Raw genomic sequence first — 23,874 nt, forward strand, 5'->3', positions numbered from 1 at the left:
GGAACGGCGACCGTGATCAGGAGCAAGATCAGTCGGTGGTGTGTCTTTACGCGTCGGACTACTCCGCAGCCACGCCCATTTTCATCCGTTCCATATCCTCAAGCGCACGGCGGTATTCGACCGGCATGACCTTGCGGAATTTCGGGCGGAACTCGCTCCAGCGGTCGAGGATGTCCTTGGCGCGGTTGGAGTTGGTGTAATGGAAGTGGTTGGAGATCATCTGGTAGAGGCGCTCTTCATCGTGGCGTGTCATGTCTTCGGAAACGTCAACACGTCCCTTGTGCATGAGGTCGCCGCCGTGGTGGTGCAGCTTTTCCAGCATGTCGTCTTCTTCCGGAACCGGCTCCAGCTCGACCATGGCCATGTTGCAGCGCTTGGCGAAGTCACCCTTTTCGTCAAGCACATAGGCCACGCCACCGGACATGCCAGCCGCGAAGTTGCGCCCGGTTTCACCCAGCACCACCACGATGCCACCCGTCATATATTCGCAGCCATGGTCACCCACACCTTCGACAACGGCGATGGCGCCGGAGTTGCGCACAGCGAAGCGTTCACCTGCCACGCCTCGGAAATAGCACTCGCCCGTGATGGCGCCGTAGAGAACGGTGTTGCCGACGATGATCGAGTTTTCCGCAGCGATGCGGGAGTTTTCCGGCGGACGCACGATGATGCGGCCACCCGACAGACCCTTGCCGACATAGTCGTTGCCGTCACCCACCAGATCGAACGTAATGCCACGGGCAAGGAAGGCACCAAACGACTGGCCTGCCGTCCCGCGCAACAGCACGTGGATCGTATCGTCCTTGAGACCCTTATGGCCCCAACGCTTGGCAAGCGCACCGGAAAGCATGGCACCGGCCGAGCGGTCCACATTCTTGATCGGCACTTCAAAAACCACAGGCTCGCGGTTTTCAAGCGACGGCATCGACTTCTCGATCAGCTTGCGGTCGAGAATATCGTCGATCGGGTGCTTCTGACGCTGCGTCCAGTAGGTCGCTTCCTTGGGTGCTTCGACCTTGTGGAAGATGCGGCTGAAATCGAGCCCCTTGGCCTTCCAGTGGGCCAGCATCTCATCCTTTTCGAGCAGTTCCGAAGCGCCGATGATCTCGTCCAGCTTGGACACGCCCAGCGAGGCGAGAATTTCGCGCACTTCTTCGGCAACGAAGAAGAAGTAGTTGATGACGTGTTCAGGCGCGCCCTTGAAGCGCTTGCGCAGGACCGGGTCCTGCGTCGCGACGCCCACGGGGCAGGTATTCAGATGGCACTTGCGCATCATGATGCAACCGGCAGCAATCAGCGGAGCCGTCGCAAAGCCGAACTCATCTGCGCCTAGGAGAGCGCCGATGATGACGTCACGACCCGTCTTCAAGCCGCCATCCACCTGCAAAGCGATACGCGAACGCAAGCCGTTCATGACCAGCGTCTGCTGGGTCTCGGCAAGGCCGATTTCCCATGGGGAACCGGCATGCTTGAGCGAGGTGAGCGGCGACGCACCCGTGCCGCCATCAAAACCGGAGACGGTGATATGGTCTGCGCGTGCCTTGGCAACACCGGCGGCAACCGTGCCGACGCCGACTTCAGACACCAGCTTGACGGAAACATCGGCTTCCGGGTTGACGTTCTTCAGATCGTAGATCAGCTGCGCCAGATCTTCGATGGAGTAGATGTCGTGATGCGGCGGCGGCGAAATAAGGCCAACGCCCGGGGTGGAATGGCGGGTCTTGGCAACTGTCGCATCCACCTTGTGGCCGGGCAACTGACCGCCTTCGCCGGGCTTGGCACCCTGCGCGACCTTGATCTGGAGCATATCGGCATTGACAAGATATTCCGTCGTCACACCGAAGCGGCCGGATGCGATCTGCTTGATGGCAGAGCGTTCGGGGTTCGGATTGCCATTGAGCAATGGCAGATAGCGGTCGGACTCTTCACCACCCTCACCTGTGTTCGACTTGCCGCCGATGCGGTTCATCGCAATGGCCAGTGTGGTATGCGCTTCGCGGCTGATGGAGCCGAAGGACATGGCGCCGGTGGAGAAACGCTTGACGATATCGACGGCAGGCTCGACCTCATCAATGGCAATAGGCTTGCGGCCCAGCGCCTCTGCAGACTTCACCTTGAACAGACCGCGAATGGTGTTCATGCGCAGATTGGTGTCGTTCACCATTTCGGCAAACTCGCGGTAACGCTCCTGGCTGTTGCCGCGCACGGCGTGCTGCAGGGTGGCAACCGCATCCGGGCTCCAGGCATGGCTCTCGCCGCGTATGCGGTAGGCATATTCGCCACCGATATCCAGTGTGCTGGCGAGGATCGGGTCCTTGCCGAAGGCGTCGGTGTGACGCGATACGGTTTCCTCAGCGATCTCCGTCAAGCCAACGCCTTCAATTTGCGTGGCAGTGCCGGAGAAATACTGCTCGATGAACTCCGATGACAGGCCGATCGCGTCGAAAATCTGCGCACCGCAATAGGACTGATAGGTGGAAATACCCATCTTGGACATGACCTTCAGGATGCCCTTACCGACAGCCTTGATGTAGCGGTACACCACTTCATCATCAGACACTTCCTTTGGAAAGGCATTGTGCTTGTGCATGTCCAGCAACGTATCGAAAGCAAGATACGGGTTGATCGCTTCGGCACCATAACCGGCCAGCAGGCAGAAATGGTGGATTTCGCGCGGCTCGCCGGTTTCGACAACGAGACCAACAGAGGTGCGCAGACCCTTGCGGATCAGGTGGTGATGGACGGCAGCCGTTGCCAGCAACGCAGGAATGGCGATGCGATCCGGTCCCAGCTGACGATCGGAGAGAACGATGATGTTGTAGCCGCCACGAACAGCCGATTCCGCACGCTCGCACAGGCGGTCGAGCATCTCAGGCATGCCTTCGGCACCACGCTCGACGGCATAGGTAAAGTCCAGCGTCTTTGTGTCGAAGCGGTCTTCCGTGTGACCAATGGAGCGGATCTTTTCCAGATCGCCATTGGTCAGGATAGGCTGGCGCACTTCCAGACGTTTGGCGCGGGCCGCACCTTCATGGTCGAGGATGTTCGGACGTGGACCGATGAAGGAGACGAGGCTCATCACCAGCTCTTCGCGGATCGGGTCGATGGGCGGGTTGGTGACCTGCGCAAAGTTCTGCTTGAAGTATGTATAGAGAAGCTTCGACTTCGACGACATGGCCGAAATCGGCGTATCCGTGCCCATCGAGCCGATGGCTTCCTGACCGGTCGTCGCCATGGGCGACATCAGAAGCTTGGTGTCTTCGCTGGTGTAGCCGAATGCCTGCTGACGATCCAGAAGCGAGACGTCACGACGCAAGGCGCGCGGCTCGACAGGCTTCAGGTCTTCGAGGATCAGCTGGGTGCGATCCAGCCACGTCCGGTAAGGGTGCTTGGTCGCAAGTTCACGCTTCACGTCCTCATCGGAGATGATCGCGCCCTTTTCCATATCGATCAGCAGCATCTTGCCGGGCTGCAAACGCCACTTCTTGATGATGCGCTCTTCCGGCACCGGCAATGTACCCGCTTCGGATGCCATGATGATGCGGTCGTCATCGGTCACGAGATAGCGGGCGGGACGCAGACCGTTGCGGTCGAGCGTCGCGCCGATCTGCTTACCATCGGTGAAGGCGACGGCTGCAGGGCCATCCCATGGCTCCATCAGCGCTGCGTGGTATTCGTAGAATGCCTTGCGTTCCGGCGACATGGACTGGTTGCCCGCCCACGCTTCCGGGATCAGCATCATCACGGCATGTGCCATGGAGTAACCGCCACGCACGAGGAATTCGAGCGCGTTGTCGAAGCAGGCCGTGTCGGACTGGCCCTCATAGGAAATCGGCCAGAGCTTGGAGATGTCCTCACCAAACAGCGGCGATGCGACAGAGGCCTGACGCGCCGCCATCCAGTTGACGTTGCCGCGCAGCGTGTTGATTTCACCATTATGGGCAACCATGCGGTACGGGTGCGCCAGCTTCCACGATGGGAAGGTGTTGGTCGAGAAACGCTGGTGAACGAGGGCAACCGCACTTTCAAAGCGCGGGTCAGCCAAGTCCTTGTAATAGGCACCGACCTGATAGGCCAGGAACATGCCCTTGTAGACGATGGTCGAGGAAGACAGCGAAACGGGGTAGAAATCCTGTGCTTCCTTGCCGCCACCCGCATCGTAGATGGTGTTAGAAATGACCTTGCGGATCAGAAACAGCTGACGCTCGAAATCGGCATTGGTGGCGGCATCACGGCCAGCGCCGATGAAGACCTGCACGTGGTGCGGCTCTGTCGCGGCAATCTCGGGCGCCTCCGACAGGGAGGAGTTATCGACAGGCACATCGCGGAAGCCGAGGAACTGCTGTCCCGCATCGGCGACGACATCGATGATGACCTTCTTGTAGTGCTCGATCTGAGCTGCGTCGCGCGACATGAAGATGTGGCCAACGGCGTATTCGCCAGCCTTCGGCAATGTCACGCCCTGAAGCGCCATTTCCTCGCGGAAGAACTTGTCGGGGATTTGCACCAGAATGCCCGCGCCATCACCCATCAACGGGTCGGCGCCGACGGCACCACGATGGGTCAGGTTTTCGAGAATGAACAGGCCATCCTTGACGATCTGGTGCGACTTCTGGCCCTTCATATGCGCCACGAAGCCGACGCCGCAGGCATCATGCTCGTTGCGCGGATCGTAAAGACCCTGCTTGGGAGGCAGACCACCAATCGTCGCGCGCGCGCCAGCTTTCGGCCGCACGTCCGTCGGACAGTCATTGGTCAAGGTAGCAGTGGCGTTTTCGCCTTCCAGCTTGATTGTCATTTTTCGTCCCTCCTGCAACAGGTTGCATGGCTTCACGCGAAGAGGCGGAAGCTCAGCCACCTCACCGTTTCCGATAGTGGCCTTGCGTCCGCCTGTCAATTTAGGACAGCAATACTGTCTTAATTCTGGTGAGATTTTGACAGAAACACTCGGACTCTGCAAGTCCATGCCAACATTTTATAAACAGACGAAATGACGGTAAATGTCTCGCCCGAGATTCCTGGCGCAATTTTCTTCCGACAACGAAGCGAAATCGTTGCTTTCATTGTCCGATTTGCGTTCCCAAGGATAAGACCATAAAACGACAATCGTTTGGCAGACCAGCCACTCCCGACATCATCAACTCATCGAAAGTGCAGACCCATGTTTTTTGCTTCCGACAATTGGGCAGGCGCCCACCCCGCCATCAATGAGCGGCTGATGAAGGAATCCACCCGTTTCGCCGCAGCCTACGGCACCAGCGAACTGGACCGCGCCATCGAAAAGCGCTTCAACGAAATTTTCGAGCGTGAGGTCGCCGTCTTCTTCGTTGGCACTGGAACTGCCGCTAATTCTCTTGCCATGGCCAGTGTCGCCCGCCCCGGCGGCATCGCGTTTTGCCATTCCGAAGCACACGTCATTGAGGACGAGTGCGGCGCGCCGGTCTACTTTTCCAATGCCTCGCGCCTGATGCCGGTCGCTGGCCCCAATGGCAAGATGCTGCCGAAGAACCTGGAAGCCGCCATTGGCCGCTTTCCACCCGGCTCCATCCATCAGGGCCAGCCCATGCTGGTCACGGTCACACAGGCAACGGAACAGGGCACGGTCTACGAGCTTGATGAAATTGATGCCATTTCAAAGATCGCCAAAAATGCTGGCGTGCCGCTTCATATGGACGGCGCACGGTTCGGCAACGCGCTGATCGCGCTGGACACGACGCCGGCCGAGATGACATGGAAGCGCGGCGTGGACATCCTGTCCTTTGGCGCCACCAAGAATGGCTGCTGGTGCGCGGAAGCCATTGTTTACATGGACCCCAAAACGGCAGAAGACCTGCCCTTCATCCGGAAGCGCTCCGCCCAGCTTTTCTCGAAGACCCGTTTCATGGCTGCCCAATTCGACGCTTATTTCACGGACGGTCTGTGGCTGGAACTCGCCACCCACGCCAACGCCATGGCAACGCGTCTGCGCGAAGGACTGTCCGCCTCCAACAGCGCACGGCTGGCTTGGCCCACCCAATCCAATGAGCTTTTCGTGGTGCTAAACAAGGACAAGGCGAAGGCTGCCAAAGAAGCCGGTGCCAGCTTCTACGACTGGCCCGTCCCGCACGATATGCCGGAACCCGTTGGCGACAACGAACAACTCATCCGCCTCGTCACAAGCTTTGCAACGCTGGAAAACGACGTAGACGATTTCCTGCGGATTTGTGGCGCGGCTTGACGCCGATTTGGTGGCCGATGGGCGGACACCCACGCTCCATACGTCATCCTCGGGCTTGACCCGAGGATCTATCCACTTTCGGTTTTGGCAACGGGATCGGATCCTCGGGACAGGCCGAGGATAATGTCAATGGGCTTGGCAACGTTCGTCATTTCAGCAAACAAGGCTGGAATGACGAACGGAAACTCAAACAAAACTCCCCTGCACCATACCTTTCGCCATGACCAGCTTGGATAAGGCCTCAACCAGTTCCGCATCTGCTCCTTTTCGCGGTTGAAGCACGAATTCCACGTCTTCCAATGCGGGTAGCGCACCCTTTGGCAGTTCCCGCAATCCCGATGGCGCCATACTACGGGGCTGGACGAGAACCCCCATACCGGCGCGAGTGGCAGCCGCCAGGCCGCTAAGACTGGCGCAGGTGCAGACGATGCGCCAGGCGACACCGGCGCGGTCGAGCGCTTCCTGCGCTGCCTTGCGGGTAATGCTGGGCGCTGGAAAAGCGATCAGCGGCAGAGCGTTTTCGCGCGACAACACGGCATCCGGGTCTTTCGCCAACCAAACCAGCGGTTCCCGGTACAGGAAGTGGCCGAGCTGATCACCCAGCCGCCGCTTGGCGAGCACCACATCCAGCTCACCATTATCCTGCATTTCGTAGAGAGCGCCGCTCAGCGCCACCGTCAATTCCAGATCGACCAGCGGATAAAGCCGCGTGAACTCCTCCAGAATGACCGTCAGGCGGCTGGCGACAAAATCTTCGGAGACGCCGAGGCGCAGGCGGCCACGCAGCTTGCTTTCCCCGAAGAGAGCAGCAACCTTGTTGTTGATATCGAGCATGTTGCGCGCGTACCCCAGCAGCGCCTCGCCCTCGGGCGTCAGGCGGACCCGGTGAGTGTCACGCGCGATCAGACGTTGGCCGAGAAACGCCTCCAGCCGCTGAATATGCTGACTGAGCGTCGATTGACCAATGCCCAACCGTTCGGCGGCATGGGTGAAACTCATGGTCTGTTCCAGTGTTACAAAGCTGGCAAGGTGCTGAAGATTGAGCATTGTTATCTCACATTACGATAACTGTTAGTTTTTGCATCTGCTTTCATGATGAGTGATAGTGCGGACCAATTCAACGAAAAACCGGAAACACGAAAGCACGCTATCATGAGCCGCTTCCTGCCCGACCGCTTCACCATGATGCTGGTCGCCACCGTCATTATCGCCTCCCTCCTTCCCGTCAGCGGACAAGCAGCAGAGTATTTCGGCATCGTCACGAAATGCGCGATCGCTTTTCTTTTCTTTCTTCACGGCGCGAGATTGTCGCGCGATGTGGTGATTGCCGGTGTCTTGCACTGGCGTCTGCACATCGTGATTCTGCTCGTGAGCTTCGGCCTGTTTCCATTGATCGGCGTGGGGTTGGGCTACATTCCGCAAAGTATCCTCCCCGCTCCGCTTTATATGGGCGTCCTGTTCCTCTGCGTGCTGCCGTCAACCGTGCAGTCCTCCATCGCCTTCACCTCCATGGCGGGCGGGAACGTTCCAGCGGCCATCTGTGCGGCGTCCGCATCGAATATATTCGGCATGTTCTTGACGCCGCTGCTCGTCGGCTTTCTATTTACAGTGGGCGGCCATGGCGGCGGCTTCTCGCTCGGGGCTTTCGGCCAGATTTTCCTGCAATTGCTGGCACCCTTCATTTTGGGCCAAATCCTGCAGCCGTGGATTGGCGACTGGATCAGAGCCCGCAAGACGCTGCTGGCCCCTGTCGACCGGGGATCGATCCTGATGGTCGTTTATCTCGCCTTCAGCGAAGCCGTCATCGAAGGCATCTGGCACCAGTTCACCTTGCGAGACATCGGCGTCGTCATCGGCATCGACATTGCTCTGCTGGCTCTCGTCCTGTGCATCACCATGTTCGGCAGTCGCCTGCTGGGCTTCAAGAAGGAAGACGAGATCACCATCACCTTCTGCGGTTCCAAGAAGAGCCTGGCGAGCGGCGTGCCCATGGCAGGCGCGATCTTTGCGGGCCAGAGCATCGGCGCAATCGTTTTGCCCTTGATGCTGTTTCACCAGATCCAGTTGATGGCCTGCGCGGTGATCGCTCAACGCTACGCCCGCAAGGCCCAGCAAATCGGACAGCAAAAAACCGCCGAGGTCGTGCTTGCGCCAGAACAAACAAAAACGGCCCTGCAATGAGGGCCGTTTCGTCAGAACCTATGCAACAGGTTTAGTTGACCTGGGCAGGTGTAACCTGTGCTTCGATCTGCCTTGGCTCGTCCGTAACGTCTGAAACAATCGCGATGCGACGTGGTTTCATGGCTTCGGGAATGTTTCGGAACAGATCGATGTGCAACAAACCGTTCTTCATGGAAGCGTTCTGGACCTCAACGTGATCGGCAAGCTGGAAGCGACGCTCGAAGGCGCGTTTGGCAATGCCGCGATAGAGGAATTCGCCTTCGCTGTCCTTGGTCTCATCAGCCTTTTCAGCCTTGACGGTGAGCACATTGGCGCGCGATTCGATGCTGAGTTCGTTTTCATCGAACCCGGCCACGGCCATGGTGATCCGGTACGTGTTCTCGCCGGTGCGCTCTATGTTATAGGGCGGGTAGGCTTGCGCCTGTTCCGGCTGGCCAAGACCATCGAGCATGGAGAAAAGGCGGTCGAAACCGACTGTGGAGCGGTAAAGCGGGGAAAAATCAACGTGACGCATGGTGTCCTCCTGTGAGCGACTGTTTGCGGTTGCGGTCTTCACCCCGATTGGGCGGTGAAGAGACGGATACGGCCCCGTTCTGGCGACCGTGATCAAGAGATGGGAAAGCTTTCGGGCAAGTTCAAGAGATGGGAAACCACGGAATTGTTGTGAACCGCATCTGAACGAGTGGTTCCCGAAGCGTTCAGCTTCAACGCGCTAGAGATCGTGACATCGGAGGCAATCTCCGGCGGCAGAAGGATAACGTCCCTTCTTCTTCTGTCATCTCAGCCGGAACCGCGACTGCTAAGACCGACGGTTCCGGCATTTTTCTTTTGGCGCGCACCTTTTCCTTTGACGCGCAGCGGCGCGCCTCTTATCCCGTTCTGAAACACCTCAGTGCCAAGTCGGAACCACCATCATGACCGAAGCCATCCTGCACGCCACCAAGGGCAACCCCGTGCCCGAAAACCACATCGCAGGCTATTTCACCGGTCATAAAAACAAGAAGTTGCGCTATGCGATCTTTCGCTCCAGCCAGTCTGTGGCGCGTGGCACAATCGTTCTTTTGCATGGTCGCAACGAGTGCATCGAGAAATATTTCGAGACGATCAACGATCTGACCGCCAAAGGGTTTTGGGTCGCGACCTTCGACACCCGCGGACAGGGCGGCTCGGATCGAATGCTGAAGAAGGCCCATGCCGGATATGTGCGGCGCTTTTCCGATTACGGCAAGGATATCGCGCTGTTTCTGGAGCATGTGGTGCTGCCCGATACGCGCCTGCCCTTCTTCATGCTGGCGCATTCCACCGGCGGACTAGCAGCTCTTTCCATCGCGCCATCGCTGTCAAACCGCATCGAGCGCATGGCACTCAGCGCACCGTTCATATCGCTGAGCGGACAGTCCATGCCCCCTTGGTTCATTCGTTTGGTTGCCACGAGCCTCAGCCTGATCGGGCTGGGCGGCGTGCAATTGGGAAAAGACCAGCGCGAACGCTCATTCGACGACAATCCGCTCACGTCAGATCCCGTCCGCTTTGCCCGCAACGCTGCGATCGGAATCGAGCACCCCGAACTCTTCGTCGGCGCTCCGACGGCACGCTGGCTTTTCGAAGTGCTGAAAACGATGCCCTGGGTGACGCGCCAGGATCATCTCACGAAGATCACGGTGCCGACACTGCTTCTGGCACCCATGCGCGATACGATCTCGCCCTATGCAGGGCAGGAAGAGCTATCGCGCAACTTCCGCGCGGCGCAACTCATACCGGTGACAGGCGCGCGGCACGAACTTTTTCTGGAGCGCGATGTCTACCGCAGCCAGGCGCTGGCAGCGATCGACGCATTTTTCGCACCCGCAGAATAGAAAACGGCACTGGCCACGAGCACAGTGCCGTCTCGCAAATATTGATTATTCCATACCCAGTGCAGCCATATAGGTCTGTAGAATCGTTTCTTCCTCGATGCGCTCGTTGGCATCTTTCTTGCGCAGACGGATGATGGTGCGGATGGCCTTGGTGTCGTAGCCACGGCCCTTTGCTTCGCCCATGACATCCTTGATATCACCCGAGATCGCAGCTTTCTCTTCTTCAAGGCGCTCAATGCGCTCGATGAACTGACGCAGTTCGGCGGCGGCTACGGTTTCGGTTGTGGCTGTTTCGTCCATTGTGTCATCCTTTGCGTGGGGCCCTGCACAGAGAACCGCGTGATTCGAAAGTGGTCGAGGCGGAGGCCTCCTGGCTGCGGTGGCAGCGAATTTTTCAGGTTGGTGACCTGCCTGTCTCAGGCCGCTACGTCAAGCCGTTTCAGGTCCAAGCCCTTTATTCCTGCGGCTTGTTTTGCTCGAATGCGACTTTCTGGGCATCGCTGGCTTCGCCCTGATGCAGCTTTTTCCAGTCGTCATACGGCATGCCGTAGACGATCTCGCGGGCGGCATCCTTGCTGATCTCCAGACCAGCGTCCTTTGCCGCATCCGCATACCAGTTGGACAGGCAGTTGCGGCAAAAACCGGCAAGGTTCATCAGGTCGATGTTCTGCACGTCGCTGCGGTCTCGCAAGTGCTTGAGCAGCCTGCGAAACGCCGCTGCTTCCAGTTCGGTGTTTCGGGTATCGTCAACGTCGCTCACAGCACTCTCCTGTCAGTAAGGTCCGGTCCGCGATGCGAACTGCTTGTAGTCGTGCAAGGTCAGATCATCATTCATTGCGGCAAAAATGGGAGCAAGCCGCGCGGCCCATTCGGCAATTCCGGCATCATCACCGATCAAGTCCTGCCGCACCTCTAAAAGGGCGTGAGGAATGCCCTTGACCATGCAGTGGCGATACATGGTGTCACCCTTCAGCGCACCGTCATAGGGCTCATTGTCTCCCACCAGAATATCGCCCGGCGCCCGCAAATGCGCGATCAGCGGCGTGACGGCCCGATCGTCCGTGTCCCAAAGCACGGCTGCATGCCACGGGCGGGCGACGTCCTTCCAGAACGGCGTGTAGGAATGCAGGGAAAAGACCAGAGGCGCTTTTCCCGATTGCTCGGCGACCTTCTCCAGAACAGAGCCCACAGCACGGTGATAGGGGCGGTGATAGGCGTTCAACCGCACGTCCCATTCATCCTGCGTGATAGGGTGATTGCCTGGAATGATCGCGCCATCGGAAATCTTCATGATCAGCGTCGGGTCGTCCTCACCGCGATTGGGATCGATCAACAGACGCGAAAAACGGCTCATGACTGCGGGCACACCCAGCCGTGCCGCAAGATCACGTGTCAGGCCTTCAATGCCGATGTCGAACGCGATATGGCGTTGAAACGCCTCTGCGGCAAGCCCCAGACGACCGTATTCCGGCGGCAGAAGGTTGGTGGCGTGATCGGCAAGGAGAACCATGCCTTTGTCATAATCGCCTTCTATGATTTCATATGGCTGGAAGTCGGGCATCTCTGGATTTCTGGCGATGATGAGGGAGAGACGCTTGATGCCATGGCTCGGTGCCACGCGCAAGTTTGAACGGCCTGAAAGCCATCCGCAGTACCCCCGCATCCATTCCATACAGATACAATCGATTGAACTTGCGTTGACTTTCTTGGGCGTCCGCGCCAAGAAGTGTTCTCATTTTATAACCATGGAATCCGGATGGAAGCCGTGACACAGACATTCTCCGCTAAGCTTCGAAAATTCCGGCGCGCGATCCGCTTTTTCTGCGCTGCCACCCTCTTCTCAACACCGCTTCTTCTCGCAGAGCCGGCATTGGCGGATTTCCGTGTCTGCAACAGCACACAGAACCTGGTCGGCGTAGCTATCGGCTACCGCGCGCAGGAAGGCTGGATCAGCGAAGGCTGGTGGCAGGTGCCCGCCTCCACATGTGCCACGCTGATCGAAGGCGAGTTGCAGTCGCGCTACTATTATCTCTACGCCGAAGACGCTGCCCGTGGCGGCAGATGGACGGGCGACGTCAACATGTGCGTCGCGGAAAACGAGTTCAAGATCACCGGTGTGGATGATTGCTACGCCCGTAGTTTCCAGCGAATGGGTTTCAAGGAATACGATACGGGCAGACAGGGAAGCTGGATGGTCCAGCTTTCCGACACGCCAGGTACACAGGAAAGTCAGAACTGATGAAGCGTAATCGCAAAGTCAAAATCCTTGCAACTCTCGGCCCAGCATCCTCCGATGAAGCAATGATCGAGAAGCTCCATCTGGCCGGTGCCGATCTCTTCCGCATTAATATGAGCCACGCCAGCCACGATGTGATGCGCACGCTGATCCAGCGCATTCGCTCGGTCGAAAGCCGTGTTGGTCGCCCCATCGGCATTCTGGCCGATCTTCAAGGCCCAAAGCTGCGCGTCGGCAAATTTGCTGACACGAAGGTCGATCTCGTGGCAGGCCAGACCTTTACGCTCGACAACAATGAAGCCCCCGGCGACAAGAGCCGCGTTTTCCTGCCGCATCCTGAAATTCTCGAAGCCGTGAAACCGGGCGACCGCCTGTTGATCGATGATGGCAAGCTGCACCTGCGCGCTGAAAAATGCGACGGCAAGAGCATCGTGACGACCGTCATTTCTGGCACCAAGATTTCCGATCGCAAGGGTATCAGCCTGCCGGACACCCTGCTCGGTGTCGGCGTTCTGACCGATAAGGACCGCGTCGATCTCGATGCCGTGCTCGAGACAAACGAAGTCGATTGGGTTGCTCTCTCCTTCGTGCAACGCCCTGAAGATCTCGTGGAAGTGCGCAAGATTGCCGGTGACCGCGTCGGGCTCATGTCCAAGATCGAAAAGCCGCAGGCTGTCGAGCGCATCGAAGAAATCATCGCGCTTTCCGACGCACTGATGGTCGCGCGTGGCGACCTCGGGGTCGAGATGCCGCTGGAAGCCGTCCCCGGCATCCAGAAGCAGCTGACACGCGCTTGTCGCAAGGCCGGTAAGCCGGTTGTCGTTGCAACACAGATGCTGGAATCGATGATTTCGGCTGCTGTTCCGACACGCGCCGAAGTCTCAGACGTGGCAACCGCCGTGTTCGAAGGCGCCGACGCGATCATGCTGTCTGCCGAATCAGCCTCAGGCGATTACCCTGTCGAAGCGGTCTCCACCATGGCATCCATCGCCAGCACCGTGGAGCAGGACCCATATTATTCCAACATCATCTACGCGCAGCGCCCGCAGCCGGAAGCGACGGGCGCAGACGCCATTTCGCTGGCCGCCCGCCAGATTGCCGAAACGCTTGGCCTTACCGCAATCGTGACCTACACGTCGTCAGGCACGACAGGTCTGCGCGCCGCGCGTGAACGTCCCCAGGTTCCAATCATTGCCCTGTCGCCGATCGTTCAGACCGCACGACGCCTCTCCGTCGTCTGGGGCCTGCACTGCGTCGTCACGGGCGACGCCAGCGACCAGGATGACATGGTCAACCGCGCCTGCCGCATCGTCGTGGACGAAGGCTTCGGCCAACCCGGCAACCGCATCATCATTTCGGCCGGTGTTCCCCTGGGAACACCCGGAGCCACCAACATGGTGCGCATCGCCTATATCGGTTCCGACGGCCAGAGCGGCGTCTGATCTGAAAAGCAGAAATGGATTGAAAAGAAAAAGGCGCGGTGTTTCGACCGCGCCTTTTTCGTCTTGCGGGATTGAGCCTTCAATTGTCCTTGTAGGCGGCAATCACGATGTTGACCTGTGCGGCGCTCATGGCCTGAATTTGCGTCGTCGTGAACGATTCGATCTTATCCTCATCCATCCCGCCCAAGGCAGCAACCGACAGTCCCGCGAGCGCGGATTTCTTGATCGATGCGATTTCGGACGTTTCGAAACTGTTCAGCTCGCTCGCATCCAGTGTCGCAACCTGCTGGGCATTCAACGCCGCAACCTGCACATCCGTGAGCGCTTCGATACTTTGCGAACTCAAAGCGGCAAACTGTGCTGCCGTCAGCGCTGCGATCTGTTTGGAACCCATAGCTGCCAACTTGTCGCCGCCCAGCTGGCTGATGGCAGCTGTCGAAAATCCGGAGATCTGACGCGGCGTCAGACCCGCAAACTGCTCGGGTGTCAGTGCCGCCAACTGATCGGATGTCAGCGCTTTCATCTGCGTGGTAGACAGCGCGGCGATCTGACCCGTCGTCAAGGCCTGAATGAGATCAGTCGAAAGGCCTGCAATCGCCGAGGTCGTCAACCCGACAATGGCGACTTTCTTGATCGACGCGATGTCTTCGGCGCTGAAACTATTCAGCTCTGCGGCGGACAGGGTCGCGACCTGCTTGGAATTCAGCCCCGCCACCTGGGTTTCCTGAAGAGCTTCGATGCTTGAGCTTGTTAATGCCTCGAACTGGGCAGCCGTTAGCGCTGCGATCTGCTTTGTATTGAACGCCGCGAAAACGTCCTCGTCCAGACTGGCAATGACTGCCGTCGAAAGGCCGCCGATCTGTTTTGCCGCTAACGCGCTCATCTGGTCCTGCGTCAGCGCCGATAGCTGCGCCGACGAGAGCGCCTGCATCTGCTCGGCGGAGAGGCTCGAAAGCTGGGCCGTCGTCAGCGATGGTATCTTGTCGGTAGACAGTCCAGCCAAGGCAACAGGGGTCAATCCGGCAATCGCTGCCTTCTTGATGGCCGCAATTTCCTCACCCGTGAAACTGTTAAGCTCATCCGCAGACAGCGTTGCGACCTGTTTCGCGTCCAACCCGACAACCTGCTGCGCATCGAGCCCGGCAAGGCTGGTGGAGTTCAACGCCTCGAACTGCACGGTGGTCAACGCGGTAATCTGCTTTGTGGAGAGCGCACTGAGCCGTTCGCTGCTGAGATTGGCGAGTACTTCGGTTGAAAGCCCTGCAATCTGTTTCGTGGTCAGCGCGGAGAACTGGTCCGCTGTCAACGCCGAGAGCTGCACGGATGTGAGCGCCTTCATCTGCGTCGATGACAGGGCTGCCACCTGCGTCAACGTCAGGGCTGCGATCCTGTCGGTGGTCAGACCCGCAAGGGCAACCGTCGATAAACCGGGAATGGATGCCTTCTTGATCGACGCGATCTCTGCAGGGGTAAAGCTGTTGAGCTCGGTGGAAGACAGCGTCGAAATCTGCTGTGAACCCAGGCCTGAGACCTGACCTTCGTTCAGCGCGATGAGGCTCGTTGAACTCAAGGCTTCGAACTGGCCGGTGGTCAAGGCAGAAATCTGCTTGGTGCTGAGGGCCGCGAGCTTATCGCTGTTCAGCGTGCTCATCACCGCCGTGGACAAACCGGCGATCTGCGTTGCGGTCAATGCCGAAAACTGCTCCGCCGTCAGCGCCGTGAGTTGCTCGGAGGTCAGTGCTTTCATTTGCGCCGATGTCAGTGCCGCCACCTGCACAGTGGTCAGCGCGGTGATCTTGTCAGTGGCAAGACCGGCAAGCGCCGATGTCTTTATTCCGGGAATGGAGGACTTCTTTAAGGAGGCGATTTCTTCCGACGTGAAGCTGTTGAGGTCGTCGGCGGACAGGACAGCGACCTGCTGACTGCTCAGCGCCGAAACCTGCGCGGTGTTGAGGGCTTCGATCAGCGGTGCGGAAAACCCGTCGAGTTGGCTGGCGTACAGCGCATTGATCTGCGCAGTCGATAAGCCCGACACCTGCGTCGTTCCAAGCGCGGAGACCTGCGACAGGGTCAGTCCGGTGATCGCTTTGGGCGCAAACGCACTCACGGCCTGTGTGGAAAGTGACGCCACCACGGTGGTCGTCAGCGCACCGACCTGATTGGATGTAAAAGCTTTGATTTGCGCAGAATTGAGTTGACCAAGATCGGCACTGCTGAGCCCAGCAATCGTGGACGTAGACAGTTGGGCAATCTGCTTGGGAGCAAGGTTGGCTATTATGGTCATGAGCGCGCGACACCATCGATTACTGGTCAGATGGTAATCGTCTACCCAACGAATCTTGCCCCGACATTGCGATAACACGACTATCGGCAGATCTATTGCCAATCTCTAATGAAATTCGAAGAGAGCTGCAAGCAAGCGGCCTAAACAGCCAAAACGAAAACCGCCCGGTCGTCTCCAAGGAGATCACCGGGCGGCACTTCTGATCTTTATGTTACGACAGCTGCCTTATGGCATCTTCACAGGGGTGCTGAAGCGACTTGAATCGATCGCTGCTGCACCGGGGCGGAAGCTGGCCGTCGCTGCAGAGGCCGACATATCGTGGCTGAGCATGCGGTTGTTGACGACGCGCGGCGCCTTGACCGATCGACCGGTCACGCCCTTGTCCTGGCTCAGAGCCCAGTCCGAAATGGCTTCCTGTGTCAAACGACCACCGCTCACCATCGCCTCTTCGGCGACGGCAGCATCCTTCTTGTTCGGACGACCGCCCTTTGTAGGAAGGCCAGCAGTCAGACCGCCGGTATTGGCCTTTGGCTTCACGTCAAACTCGTCGCCATAGTCCTGCGACGTCGAAGCAGGCGCAGCTTTCGCCATCTGGACAGGCTTTTGAGCCGGCTTGGTACTTGTGAGGGAAGCCGGAAACTGCGCAGCGCTTGGCATTGCCGTTGCAATCATGGCCGAACGAGCATCCTGTCCGCTTTGCTCGAGAGCCGCGACGACGACAGGCGAAAGCGATGATTGCTCCGCCTCGTCTTCCTGGCCATCCGTCTCGGAATTGGCGTTGGCAAGCAGGGCTTCCGCAACAGCTGGACGGTTGGCAGGAACGGGAACATGAGCTGCAAGCGCATCGCCCGGCATGTTTTCGGAGCCCAGCGCCGCCATGACTGTGCCATCGGCGTCACCCTTCATGCGGCGAGGCCCGAGCAGGGTCGGCACAGGAATGGAATATTGCGCGAGATCGGCGAACTGCTGTTCGGCAGGGGCTGCCATGGGAGTTGGTGTCGTTGCCGCCTGAAGTGCGTCCTGCGCGGCGTTACGCGCTGGAGAGTAGAGCGCTGTCGCAAGTCCGGTAGCACCTTCCTGATTGCGGAAAGTTGGACGGGCAGTCGGCAACGGGGCATTGACGCCACCAGGTAGCGGGGGAGCAGAGGCAACAGCCACAGCCGTTGGCGGTGCGACTTCTTCTTCAGCGTCTTGCGCTACAGGAGCAGCAACGGGTGCCGCCGACCGAGCAGTCGGCGCGGGCGTTGCAATGCCTTCAGCATCTTCGTCCTCATCACCGCCACCAAACAGGGCGGCGAGCAAGGTCTTGCGTTTGCCACCCGATGAGGAAGAAGCCGGGCCATCGCCAGCCGTGCTGGCAACCTGGATCGAAGAGGAGCTCACACGTTTGCGATAATCGGCCAGCGCCTGGTCGTAACCTGGCAGGGGCTTGCCGTCGGATGGGAGGTGAATGGTGTTGCCCTTGGGGAAAATCCGCACCAGTTCCTGGCGGCTCATGCGTGGCCATGCACGCACGTTGCCGACATCAAGATGGACAAAGGGAGACCCGGACGTCGGATAAAAGCCAACGCCACCGATCTGCATCTGCATGGCGATTTCGCGCAGGCGACCCAGCTTCACGCCGGGAATATAGAAATCCATGGCCTTGCCGAGTGTATGCTGGCTGCTCTTGGCAACACCCTTGGTGCGCGAGCGCAGCATCCCATTGGTCTCAGGCGAACGGAAAGCGGACACCACGTTGATATATTCGTTGGCACCGGAACGGCGATAGACTTCCCACACCAGATCGAACAGGCGCGGATCCATCTTGGTCGGTTGATTGCGGCGCCAGTCACGCAGAAAGCGGTTCAGCTCCTGCAGACCCTTCTGGTCGTACTTGCCATTTCGCTTGAATGTGATGACGGCTTTTTCTTTGGTGTGGATATAATAAAGCTTCAGACTGCGGGTTTCGGCAGCAGCTTCTGTCGCCGAAACACCAATAGCGGGTAGACCGGCCATCAACAGGCACGCGCAAGTCACAACGCGTGCCGATAGCTTCGTGCATATATCTTTGATCAAGCCGCGCGCAACCTTGGCGGTCAGCGCGCTATTCCGATACAGATAAGGCAATTTGATCCCCGCCTGGCAGACAATTCGTCACATTGTCCTAATGAACCTGAATTACGGTGACACAATGGCAAATTTGCCACACATGTGCAACCTTCCTCTATATAGTGAACGCTCCACTAACAAGAGGTTTACAGACCGTAAGCGAATATCCTTGCTCAGGCGTTAACAAAAATCGCATTTGCTCGGTTAGGCCTCGTCTGCCGCATCAAGCGGCATCCCGCAGCGGATCATCAGGATCAATGCCATAATCCTTCAACTTCCGGTAGAGCGTGGAGCGACCAATCCCGAGTTTGCGCGCAACCTGGCTCATCTGACCACGATAGAACCGCAGCGCAAACCGAATCAGCTCCTCTTCGATATCGGCGATCTTGCGAACATCGCCGCTGTCATCCGTCGAGGCAATCAGGCTGCCACCGGGGAACACGGCTGCAGATCGCTCGTCATCCGTGGCCATGGCTTCCATCACCGACATGATGTCTGCGGCACTGCTTCTGTTTTCCACAGCAGGTGCCACCAGCAGCGAGCGCTCGGTCGGGCGATGCGGCGTGTCGTGGTCGGCGACGTCGCCGGCAAATTCCGGGACTTGAAGTGCGATTTGCGGAAAATCCGCTTCCGTTAATTCATCGCCTTGGGCCAGAACGACGGCACGGAAAACGGCATTTTCCAGCTGGCGGATATTGCCCGGCCAGTCGTAGGCCGTCAGCAAGGCCAGCGCACCGGCACTGACACCGAGGGAATGCGGCAGTTTCTGTTCGATCGAGAAGCGCTCGGCAAACACGCGGGCCAGATAGGGAATGTCTTCCTTGCGGCGACGCAATGCGGGAATGGTGATAGGAAAGACGTTGAGGCGATAATAAAGATCCTCGCGGAAACGGCCTTCCTTGACCTCTTCGATCAGATCCTTGTTCGTGGCCGAAATCAGCCGCACATTGACCTTCTGGACTCGTGCCGAACCAATGGTCTCGATTTCGCCCTGCTGCACGGCGCGCAACAGCTTGACCTGCACCTCAAGCGGCAGATCGCCGATCTCATCCAGAAACAGCGTGCCGCCATCGGCTTCCATGAATTTGCCCATGTGCTTTTCGGTGGCACCGGTAAAGGCACCCTTTTCATGGCCAAAGAGAATGCTCTCGACGAGATTGTGCGGAATGGCGCCGCAATTGACGGTAATGAAAGGCTTACCCGCCCGGTCGCTGCCGGATTGGACCGCGCGCGCGATCATCTCCTTGCCGACACCGGATTCGCCCTCCAGCACGACTGGAATATTGGATTGCGCGGCACGCTGGGCAAGTTCGATCACGCGCAGCATGGCAGGGCTTGCAGAAGCGATGTCGTTGAAATTGACGGTGTGGTTGCGCGAGCGCTTGCCCGTGCGGGCCTTTGCTTCGCGTTGATCGAGCTTGAGTGCGTTGGCGATCGCCGAGCCGATACGCTCAGGCGAGACAGGCTTGACGACGAAATCGAAAGCACCGGCGCGCATGGCCTGCACCACAGTATCGATGCCGCCCTGCCCTGTCTGCACGATGACAGGCACGTCCGTGCCCAGCTCACCGACCGCTTTCAGGAAAGAAAGACCGTCCATCTCCGGCATCATCAGGTCAAGAACGATCACGCTGATATCGCCGCTGTGTTGTTTCAACAGCTCCAGTCCAACCCGGCCGTTTTCGGCAAGAATGGGATGGTGTCCATAACGCTCCACCGCTTGTCTCAAAAGGCGGCGCTGAACAGGATCGTCATCGATAACGAGTACTTGCGCTGTCATGTCAGGCTCCGGTTTCCGGTTTATGGACCTGCTTCATGCAGACCCTTTGAACCGAATGTGGCACGGAAGGCTTGAACATCCAGTTTTGAGATTTGCTTGCATTTTATGCATTGCCACGGGAAACAGAGCCCCCATATGCTTTGGCGAAGAGATAAAGAGGAACGCCCGACATGACCTTGAAGACATCGATCTCCCTGCCCGCCTTTTCGCCGGCGGAAGCAGGCACCGCAGCCCTCGGTGACCTCCCGACATGGAAGCTGTCCGATCTCTACCCTTCCGCCGATTCGTCCGAATACAGGGGCGCGCTGGAAAAGGCGGCAAAAGATGCCAAGGCATTCGAGGCGAAATGGAAGGGCAAACTGGAAGCAGCCGCCAGGCTTTCGGGCGATGACGGACTTGGCGCCGCGCTGAAGGAGTATGAAGCGCTGGACGATCTTCTTGGCCGCATCGGCTCCTTCGCAGGCCTTACCTATTTTTCCGACACCTCCAATCCGGCAAACGGCAAGATTTACGGTGATGCACAGTCGAAGCTGACCGAGATGTCGTCGAACCTGTTGTTTTTCGCGCTGGAACTCAACCGCATCGACGACGCGACGATCGACGCGGCCATCGCCAACGATCCGCTGACCGGTCATTACAAGCCCTGGCTCGTCGACCTTCGCAAGGATAAGCCGCACCAGCTGGATGACAGTCTGGAGCAGCTGTTCCTTGAAAAGTCCATGACCAGCGCCGCCGCCTTCAACCGGCTGTTTGACGAGACCATGTCGGAGCTGCGCTTTGACGTTGACGGCAAAAACCTTGCACTGGAAGAAACGCTCAATCTGTTGCAGGAGCCGGACACGGAAACCCGCAAAAAGGCCGCGCAGGCACTCAGCGCCACCTTCAAGGACAATCTGCGCGTCTTCACGCTGATCACCAACACACTCGCCAAGGATAAGGAAATCTCCGACCGCTGGCGCAAATTCGAAGACATTGCCGACAGCCGCCATCTGGCCAACCGCGTCGAGCGCGAGGTGGTGGCTGCGCTGGCACAGGCCGTGACACAGGCCTACCCGCGCCTGTCGCACCGCTATTACAAGATGAAGGCCAAGTGGCTGGGGATGGAGCAGATGAACTATTGGGACCGCAACGCGCCGCTCCCCGATACGTCGAACGCCGTCATCCCGTGGGACGACGCAAAGGACATGGTGCTCTCGGCCTATGGCGATTTTGCACCTGAGATGGCCGATATCGCCCGCCGCTTCTTCGATGAGGAATGGATCGACGCACCCGCCCGCCCCGGCAAGGCACCGGGCGCCTTCGCCCATCCCACCGTGCCCTCGGCGCATCCTTATGTTCTGGTCAATTACCTCGGTAAACCGCGTGACGTGATGACGCTTGCCCACGAACTGGGCCATGGCGTGCATCAGGTGCTGGCCGGTGGACAGGGTGCGCTGATGTGCGCCACGCCACTGACATTGGCCGAAACGGCGTCCGTCTTCGGAGAAATGCTGACCTTCCGCAAACTGCTGGATGGCACGAAGGACAAACGCGAACGCAAGGCGCTGCTGGCCCGTAAGGTCGAAGACATGATCAACACGGTCGTGCGCCAGATCGCCTTTTACGAATTCGAGCGCAAGGTGCACACCGCCCGCAAGGACGGAGAACTCACGGCAGACCAGATTGGCGAGCTATGGCTTTCAGTCCAGCGGACAAGCCTTGGACCGGCGATCAGGATTTCGGAAGGCTATGAGAACTGGTGGACGTATGTGCCCCACTTCATCCATTCACCCTTCTATGTCTACGCCTATGCCTTCGGCGATTGCCTCGTCAACTCGCTCTACGCCGTTTACCAGAATGCCGACAGCGGCTTTCAGGACAAATATTTCGAGCTGCTGAAAGCAGGCGGAACCAAACATCATTCGGAGCTGCTCAAGCCCTTCGGTCTCGATGCGACCGATCCGTCCTTCTGGAACAAGGGCCTGTCGATGATCGAAGGCCTGATCGATGAGCTGGAGGCACTGGACTGAGGCGAGGAGAAATCCGGCGAGGCTCCCATTTCGGGCAAGCTTCGCCGGTTCATATGCCTTACCTTACGTAAACAGCATGACGGACGACAATCATGAAACGCAAACCGGCCGACCTGACCTTGCGGGAAACGCTGCGCTGGGAACCGACAACCGGTTTCCAGCGACTGGAGCAGCATACGCGTCGTCTGCTACGCTCGGCCGATGCGCTGGGTTTTCGTGCACCCGTCGATACGGTCAAAGCGCTGAACGCAGTCGTGGGCGGCAGCGAACCGATGACCGTGCGGGTGGTCATGACCTACAAAGGCGAACTCGACATTGCCGCTGAGCCCTTTGTGCCACTACCTTTCAATGCCGTCTGGCGCGTGAAGATCGCGGAAAAGACACGGCTGGATTCCAGCGATACCTTCTACCGCCACAAATCCTCGCGCCGCGAACCCTATGACGCCGCACGTGCTGAATTCTCGACAAGTGAGGCCGACGAGGTCCTGCTGCTGAATGAACGCGGCGAAATCTGCGAAGGATCAACCACAAGCATTTTTGTCGAGGCTGCCGAAGGCCAGTTGCTGACCCCACCGCTTGACAGTGGCATTTTACCCGGCGTCCTTCGCGCCGACCTCATCCGTGATCGCCGGGCACGCGGACAGGCGTTGAGACCACAGGATCTGAACGGACGAAAGCTGTTCGTTGGCAATTCGCTGCATGGGCTGGTTGCGGCAGAGTTGGTTTGACGCAATCGACGCGTTACTCCAGAACCCACTCAACCCGGGCACGACCCTTTTGCTTTGCCGCATACAGCGCACGATCCACGCGCTGATAGAGATCGGCACCCGTCTCTCCGGCTCGGTAAAGCGATAGCCCCGCCGAACAGCTGTAGGAAAAATCGGCGGCACCGGGAAATGGACAGGATCTCGCGACCTTGTCCAGCAATCGTTCCACGATGCCGACGCAATCCGGCAGGGGGGTACGCGGCATGATCAGCATGAACTCCTCGCCGCCCACGCGCCCGAAACAATCGGACCGACGGATGGTGGAATGAACGATCTTGACGAAGTCCCGCAGCACGGTGTCGCCGCCCTGATGGCCGAAACGGTCATTGATGACCTTGAAGAAATCGATATCCATGACACAAAGCCCGAACGGGCATTCCGTCCCGTTCTGGACTTTTTCCATCTGGACATCGAGCTTGGCAAAGACGAAGCGGCGATTGGCGGTTCCAGTCAGTTCATCCGTCTGCGCGGCCCGCATGGCGATGTCGCGATCCTGGCGCAGGCTGCGCTGGTTTTGCTTGAGCGCGGTGATGTCGCTGCCCACGCACAGCATCCAGCCATCGTCCTGAACCGTTTCGGTCATCCAGATCCAGCGACCGTCATGCAGGTCCAGCTCCAGCCCCCGAAACGGCAGCTTGCCCCGACGCGATTGCGCTGACAGTAACCACGCCTCGAAATCCGCGGTGGTTATGATCAGGCCTTTACGGTCATGATAATTATCGCGCAGGATATTGGCCCATGGCGGGAATGCATCGCTGGCCAGATTGAAGGCTTCCCGGAATGCGCGGTTGGCGTGACGCAGCCGGTCTTCAGTGTCGAAAAGCGCGATGAAGACGGGCGTCATGTCCTGCAAGGCAATGACACGCTCGATAAGACCATCCAGGTTGGCAGTCTCTTGCCTCACGATATCGCTCTCCTGAAGGTCGTGCCGGGTTTCCAGAGGTTATTATACCCTGTGCCACCCCAAAGCGTAGTCCTAAGCTGTATGGATGATTTTATGAGTTGGGCACA

At 58.6% G+C, this 23,874-nt stretch carries 16 protein-coding genes and 2 pseudogenes; 7 read left to right on the forward strand and 11 right to left on the reverse strand.

Annotated features, from left to right (window positions below; genetic code table 11):
* Positions 1–58 precede the first annotated feature (58 nt).
* Positions 59–4,798, reverse strand: coding sequence for a glutamate synthase large subunit (gltB, locus tag GGQ73_RS09915; protein ID WP_183895923.1), 4,740 nt, complete (start codon positions 4,796–4,798; stop codon positions 59–61).
* 363 nt (positions 4,799–5,161) lie between these two features.
* Between gltB and GGQ73_RS09920 the strand changes: the two genes are divergently transcribed.
* Positions 5,162–6,217 carry a threonine aldolase family protein gene (locus tag GGQ73_RS09920; RefSeq protein ID WP_183895925.1) on the forward strand — a complete coding sequence of 352 codons (1,056 nt, stop codon included), beginning with the start codon at positions 5,162–5,164 and terminating at the stop codon, positions 6,215–6,217.
* A 186-nt stretch (positions 6,218–6,403) separates the two neighbouring features.
* Here GGQ73_RS09920 and GGQ73_RS09925 read toward each other — a convergent pair whose 3' ends face one another.
* Positions 6,404–7,264, reverse strand: coding sequence for a LysR substrate-binding domain-containing protein (locus GGQ73_RS09925; protein ID WP_183895927.1), 861 nt, complete (start codon positions 7,262–7,264; stop codon positions 6,404–6,406).
* 105 nt (positions 7,265–7,369) lie between these two features.
* Here GGQ73_RS09925 and GGQ73_RS09930 point away from each other — a divergent pair, with 105 nt between their 5' ends.
* A complete protein-coding gene (locus tag GGQ73_RS09930; protein ID WP_183895929.1) occupies positions 7,370–8,398 on the forward strand; it encodes a bile acid:sodium symporter family protein in 1,029 nt (342 codons plus the stop codon).
* A 31-nt stretch (positions 8,399–8,429) separates the two neighbouring features.
* Here GGQ73_RS09930 and GGQ73_RS09935 read toward each other — a convergent pair whose 3' ends face one another.
* Complete coding sequence (locus GGQ73_RS09935) at positions 8,430–8,912, reverse strand: Hsp20 family protein (protein WP_174153902.1); 483 nt, start codon at positions 8,910–8,912, stop codon at positions 8,430–8,432.
* A gap of 400 nt (positions 8,913–9,312) precedes the next feature.
* Here GGQ73_RS09935 and GGQ73_RS09940 point away from each other — a divergent pair, with 400 nt between their 5' ends.
* Complete coding sequence (locus tag GGQ73_RS09940) at positions 9,313–10,254, forward strand: alpha/beta fold hydrolase (RefSeq protein WP_183895931.1); 942 nt, start codon at positions 9,313–9,315, stop codon at positions 10,252–10,254.
* 45 nt (positions 10,255–10,299) lie between these two features.
* Here GGQ73_RS09940 and GGQ73_RS09945 read toward each other — a convergent pair whose 3' ends face one another.
* The 3 genes from GGQ73_RS09945 to GGQ73_RS09955 form a co-directional block, all read right to left on the reverse strand.
* Positions 10,300–10,554 carry a DUF2312 domain-containing protein gene (locus GGQ73_RS09945; protein ID WP_042617583.1) on the reverse strand — a complete coding sequence of 85 codons (255 nt, stop codon included), beginning with the start codon at positions 10,552–10,554 and terminating at the stop codon, positions 10,300–10,302.
* 154 nt (positions 10,555–10,708) lie between these two features.
* The gene (locus GGQ73_RS09950; RefSeq protein ID WP_183895933.1) at positions 10,709–11,014 is read right to left on the reverse strand and encodes a DUF1244 domain-containing protein; all 306 of its coding nucleotides are present in this window, start codon (positions 11,012–11,014) and stop codon (positions 10,709–10,711) included.
* Positions 11,015–11,026: 12 nt separating this feature from the next.
* Positions 11,027–11,815, reverse strand: a complete 789-nt coding sequence (locus tag GGQ73_RS09955; protein WP_183896144.1) for an N-formylglutamate amidohydrolase — start codon at positions 11,813–11,815, stop codon at positions 11,027–11,029.
* A 195-nt stretch (positions 11,816–12,010) separates the two neighbouring features.
* On the opposite strand from GGQ73_RS09955, the gene GGQ73_RS09960 reads away from it, so the two are divergent.
* Positions 12,011–12,493 carry a DUF1036 domain-containing protein gene (locus GGQ73_RS09960; RefSeq protein ID WP_183895935.1) on the forward strand — a complete coding sequence of 161 codons (483 nt, stop codon included), beginning with the start codon at positions 12,011–12,013 and terminating at the stop codon, positions 12,491–12,493.
* Positions 12,493–13,932, forward strand: a complete 1,440-nt coding sequence (gene pyk, locus GGQ73_RS09965; protein WP_183895937.1) for a pyruvate kinase — start codon at positions 12,493–12,495, stop codon at positions 13,930–13,932. The genes GGQ73_RS09960 and pyk overlap by 1 nt, the downstream gene beginning before the upstream one ends.
* Positions 13,933–14,011: 79 nt before the next feature.
* Here the strand turns inward: pyk and GGQ73_RS09970 are convergent, their stop codons facing one another.
* The 4 genes and pseudogenes from GGQ73_RS09970 to GGQ73_RS09980 all read right to left on the reverse strand — a co-directional run.
* Positions 14,012–16,216, reverse strand: a complete 2,205-nt coding sequence (locus GGQ73_RS09970) for an ice nucleation-like protein (protein ID WP_183895939.1) — start codon at positions 16,214–16,216, stop codon at positions 14,012–14,014.
* Between the two features lie 225 nt (positions 16,217–16,441).
* Positions 16,442–18,325, reverse strand: a complete 1,884-nt coding sequence (locus GGQ73_RS09975) for a DUF882 domain-containing protein (RefSeq protein ID WP_183895941.1) — start codon at positions 18,323–18,325, stop codon at positions 16,442–16,444.
* Positions 18,326–18,530: 205 nt separating this feature from the next.
* A pseudogene (locus GGQ73_RS23345) lies at positions 18,531–18,731 on the reverse strand (helix-turn-helix domain-containing protein); the annotation flags it as partial.
* A gap of 167 nt (positions 18,732–18,898) precedes the next feature.
* Positions 18,899–20,087 (reverse strand): annotated as a pseudogene (locus GGQ73_RS09980) (sigma-54-dependent transcriptional regulator); the annotation flags it as partial.
* A 170-nt stretch (positions 20,088–20,257) separates the two neighbouring features.
* Here GGQ73_RS09980 and GGQ73_RS09985 point away from each other — a divergent pair.
* Together GGQ73_RS09985 and GGQ73_RS09990 are read left to right on the forward strand one after the other, a co-directional pair.
* Positions 20,258–22,096 carry a M3 family oligoendopeptidase gene (locus GGQ73_RS09985; RefSeq protein ID WP_183895943.1) on the forward strand — a complete coding sequence of 613 codons (1,839 nt, stop codon included), beginning with the start codon at positions 20,258–20,260 and terminating at the stop codon, positions 22,094–22,096.
* 92 nt (positions 22,097–22,188) lie between these two features.
* Positions 22,189–22,824, forward strand: a complete 636-nt coding sequence (locus tag GGQ73_RS09990) for an aminotransferase class IV family protein (protein WP_183895945.1) — start codon at positions 22,189–22,191, stop codon at positions 22,822–22,824.
* A gap of 13 nt (positions 22,825–22,837) precedes the next feature.
* Here the strand turns inward: GGQ73_RS09990 and GGQ73_RS09995 are convergent, their stop codons facing one another.
* Positions 22,838–23,746 carry a GGDEF domain-containing protein gene (locus tag GGQ73_RS09995; protein ID WP_183896146.1) on the reverse strand — a complete coding sequence of 303 codons (909 nt, stop codon included), beginning with the start codon at positions 23,744–23,746 and terminating at the stop codon, positions 22,838–22,840.
* Positions 23,747–23,874 lie beyond the last annotated feature (128 nt).

The organism is Rhizobium skierniewicense (assembly GCF_014196515.1).
GTDB lineage: Bacteria > Pseudomonadota > Alphaproteobacteria > Rhizobiales > Rhizobiaceae > Agrobacterium > Agrobacterium skierniewicense.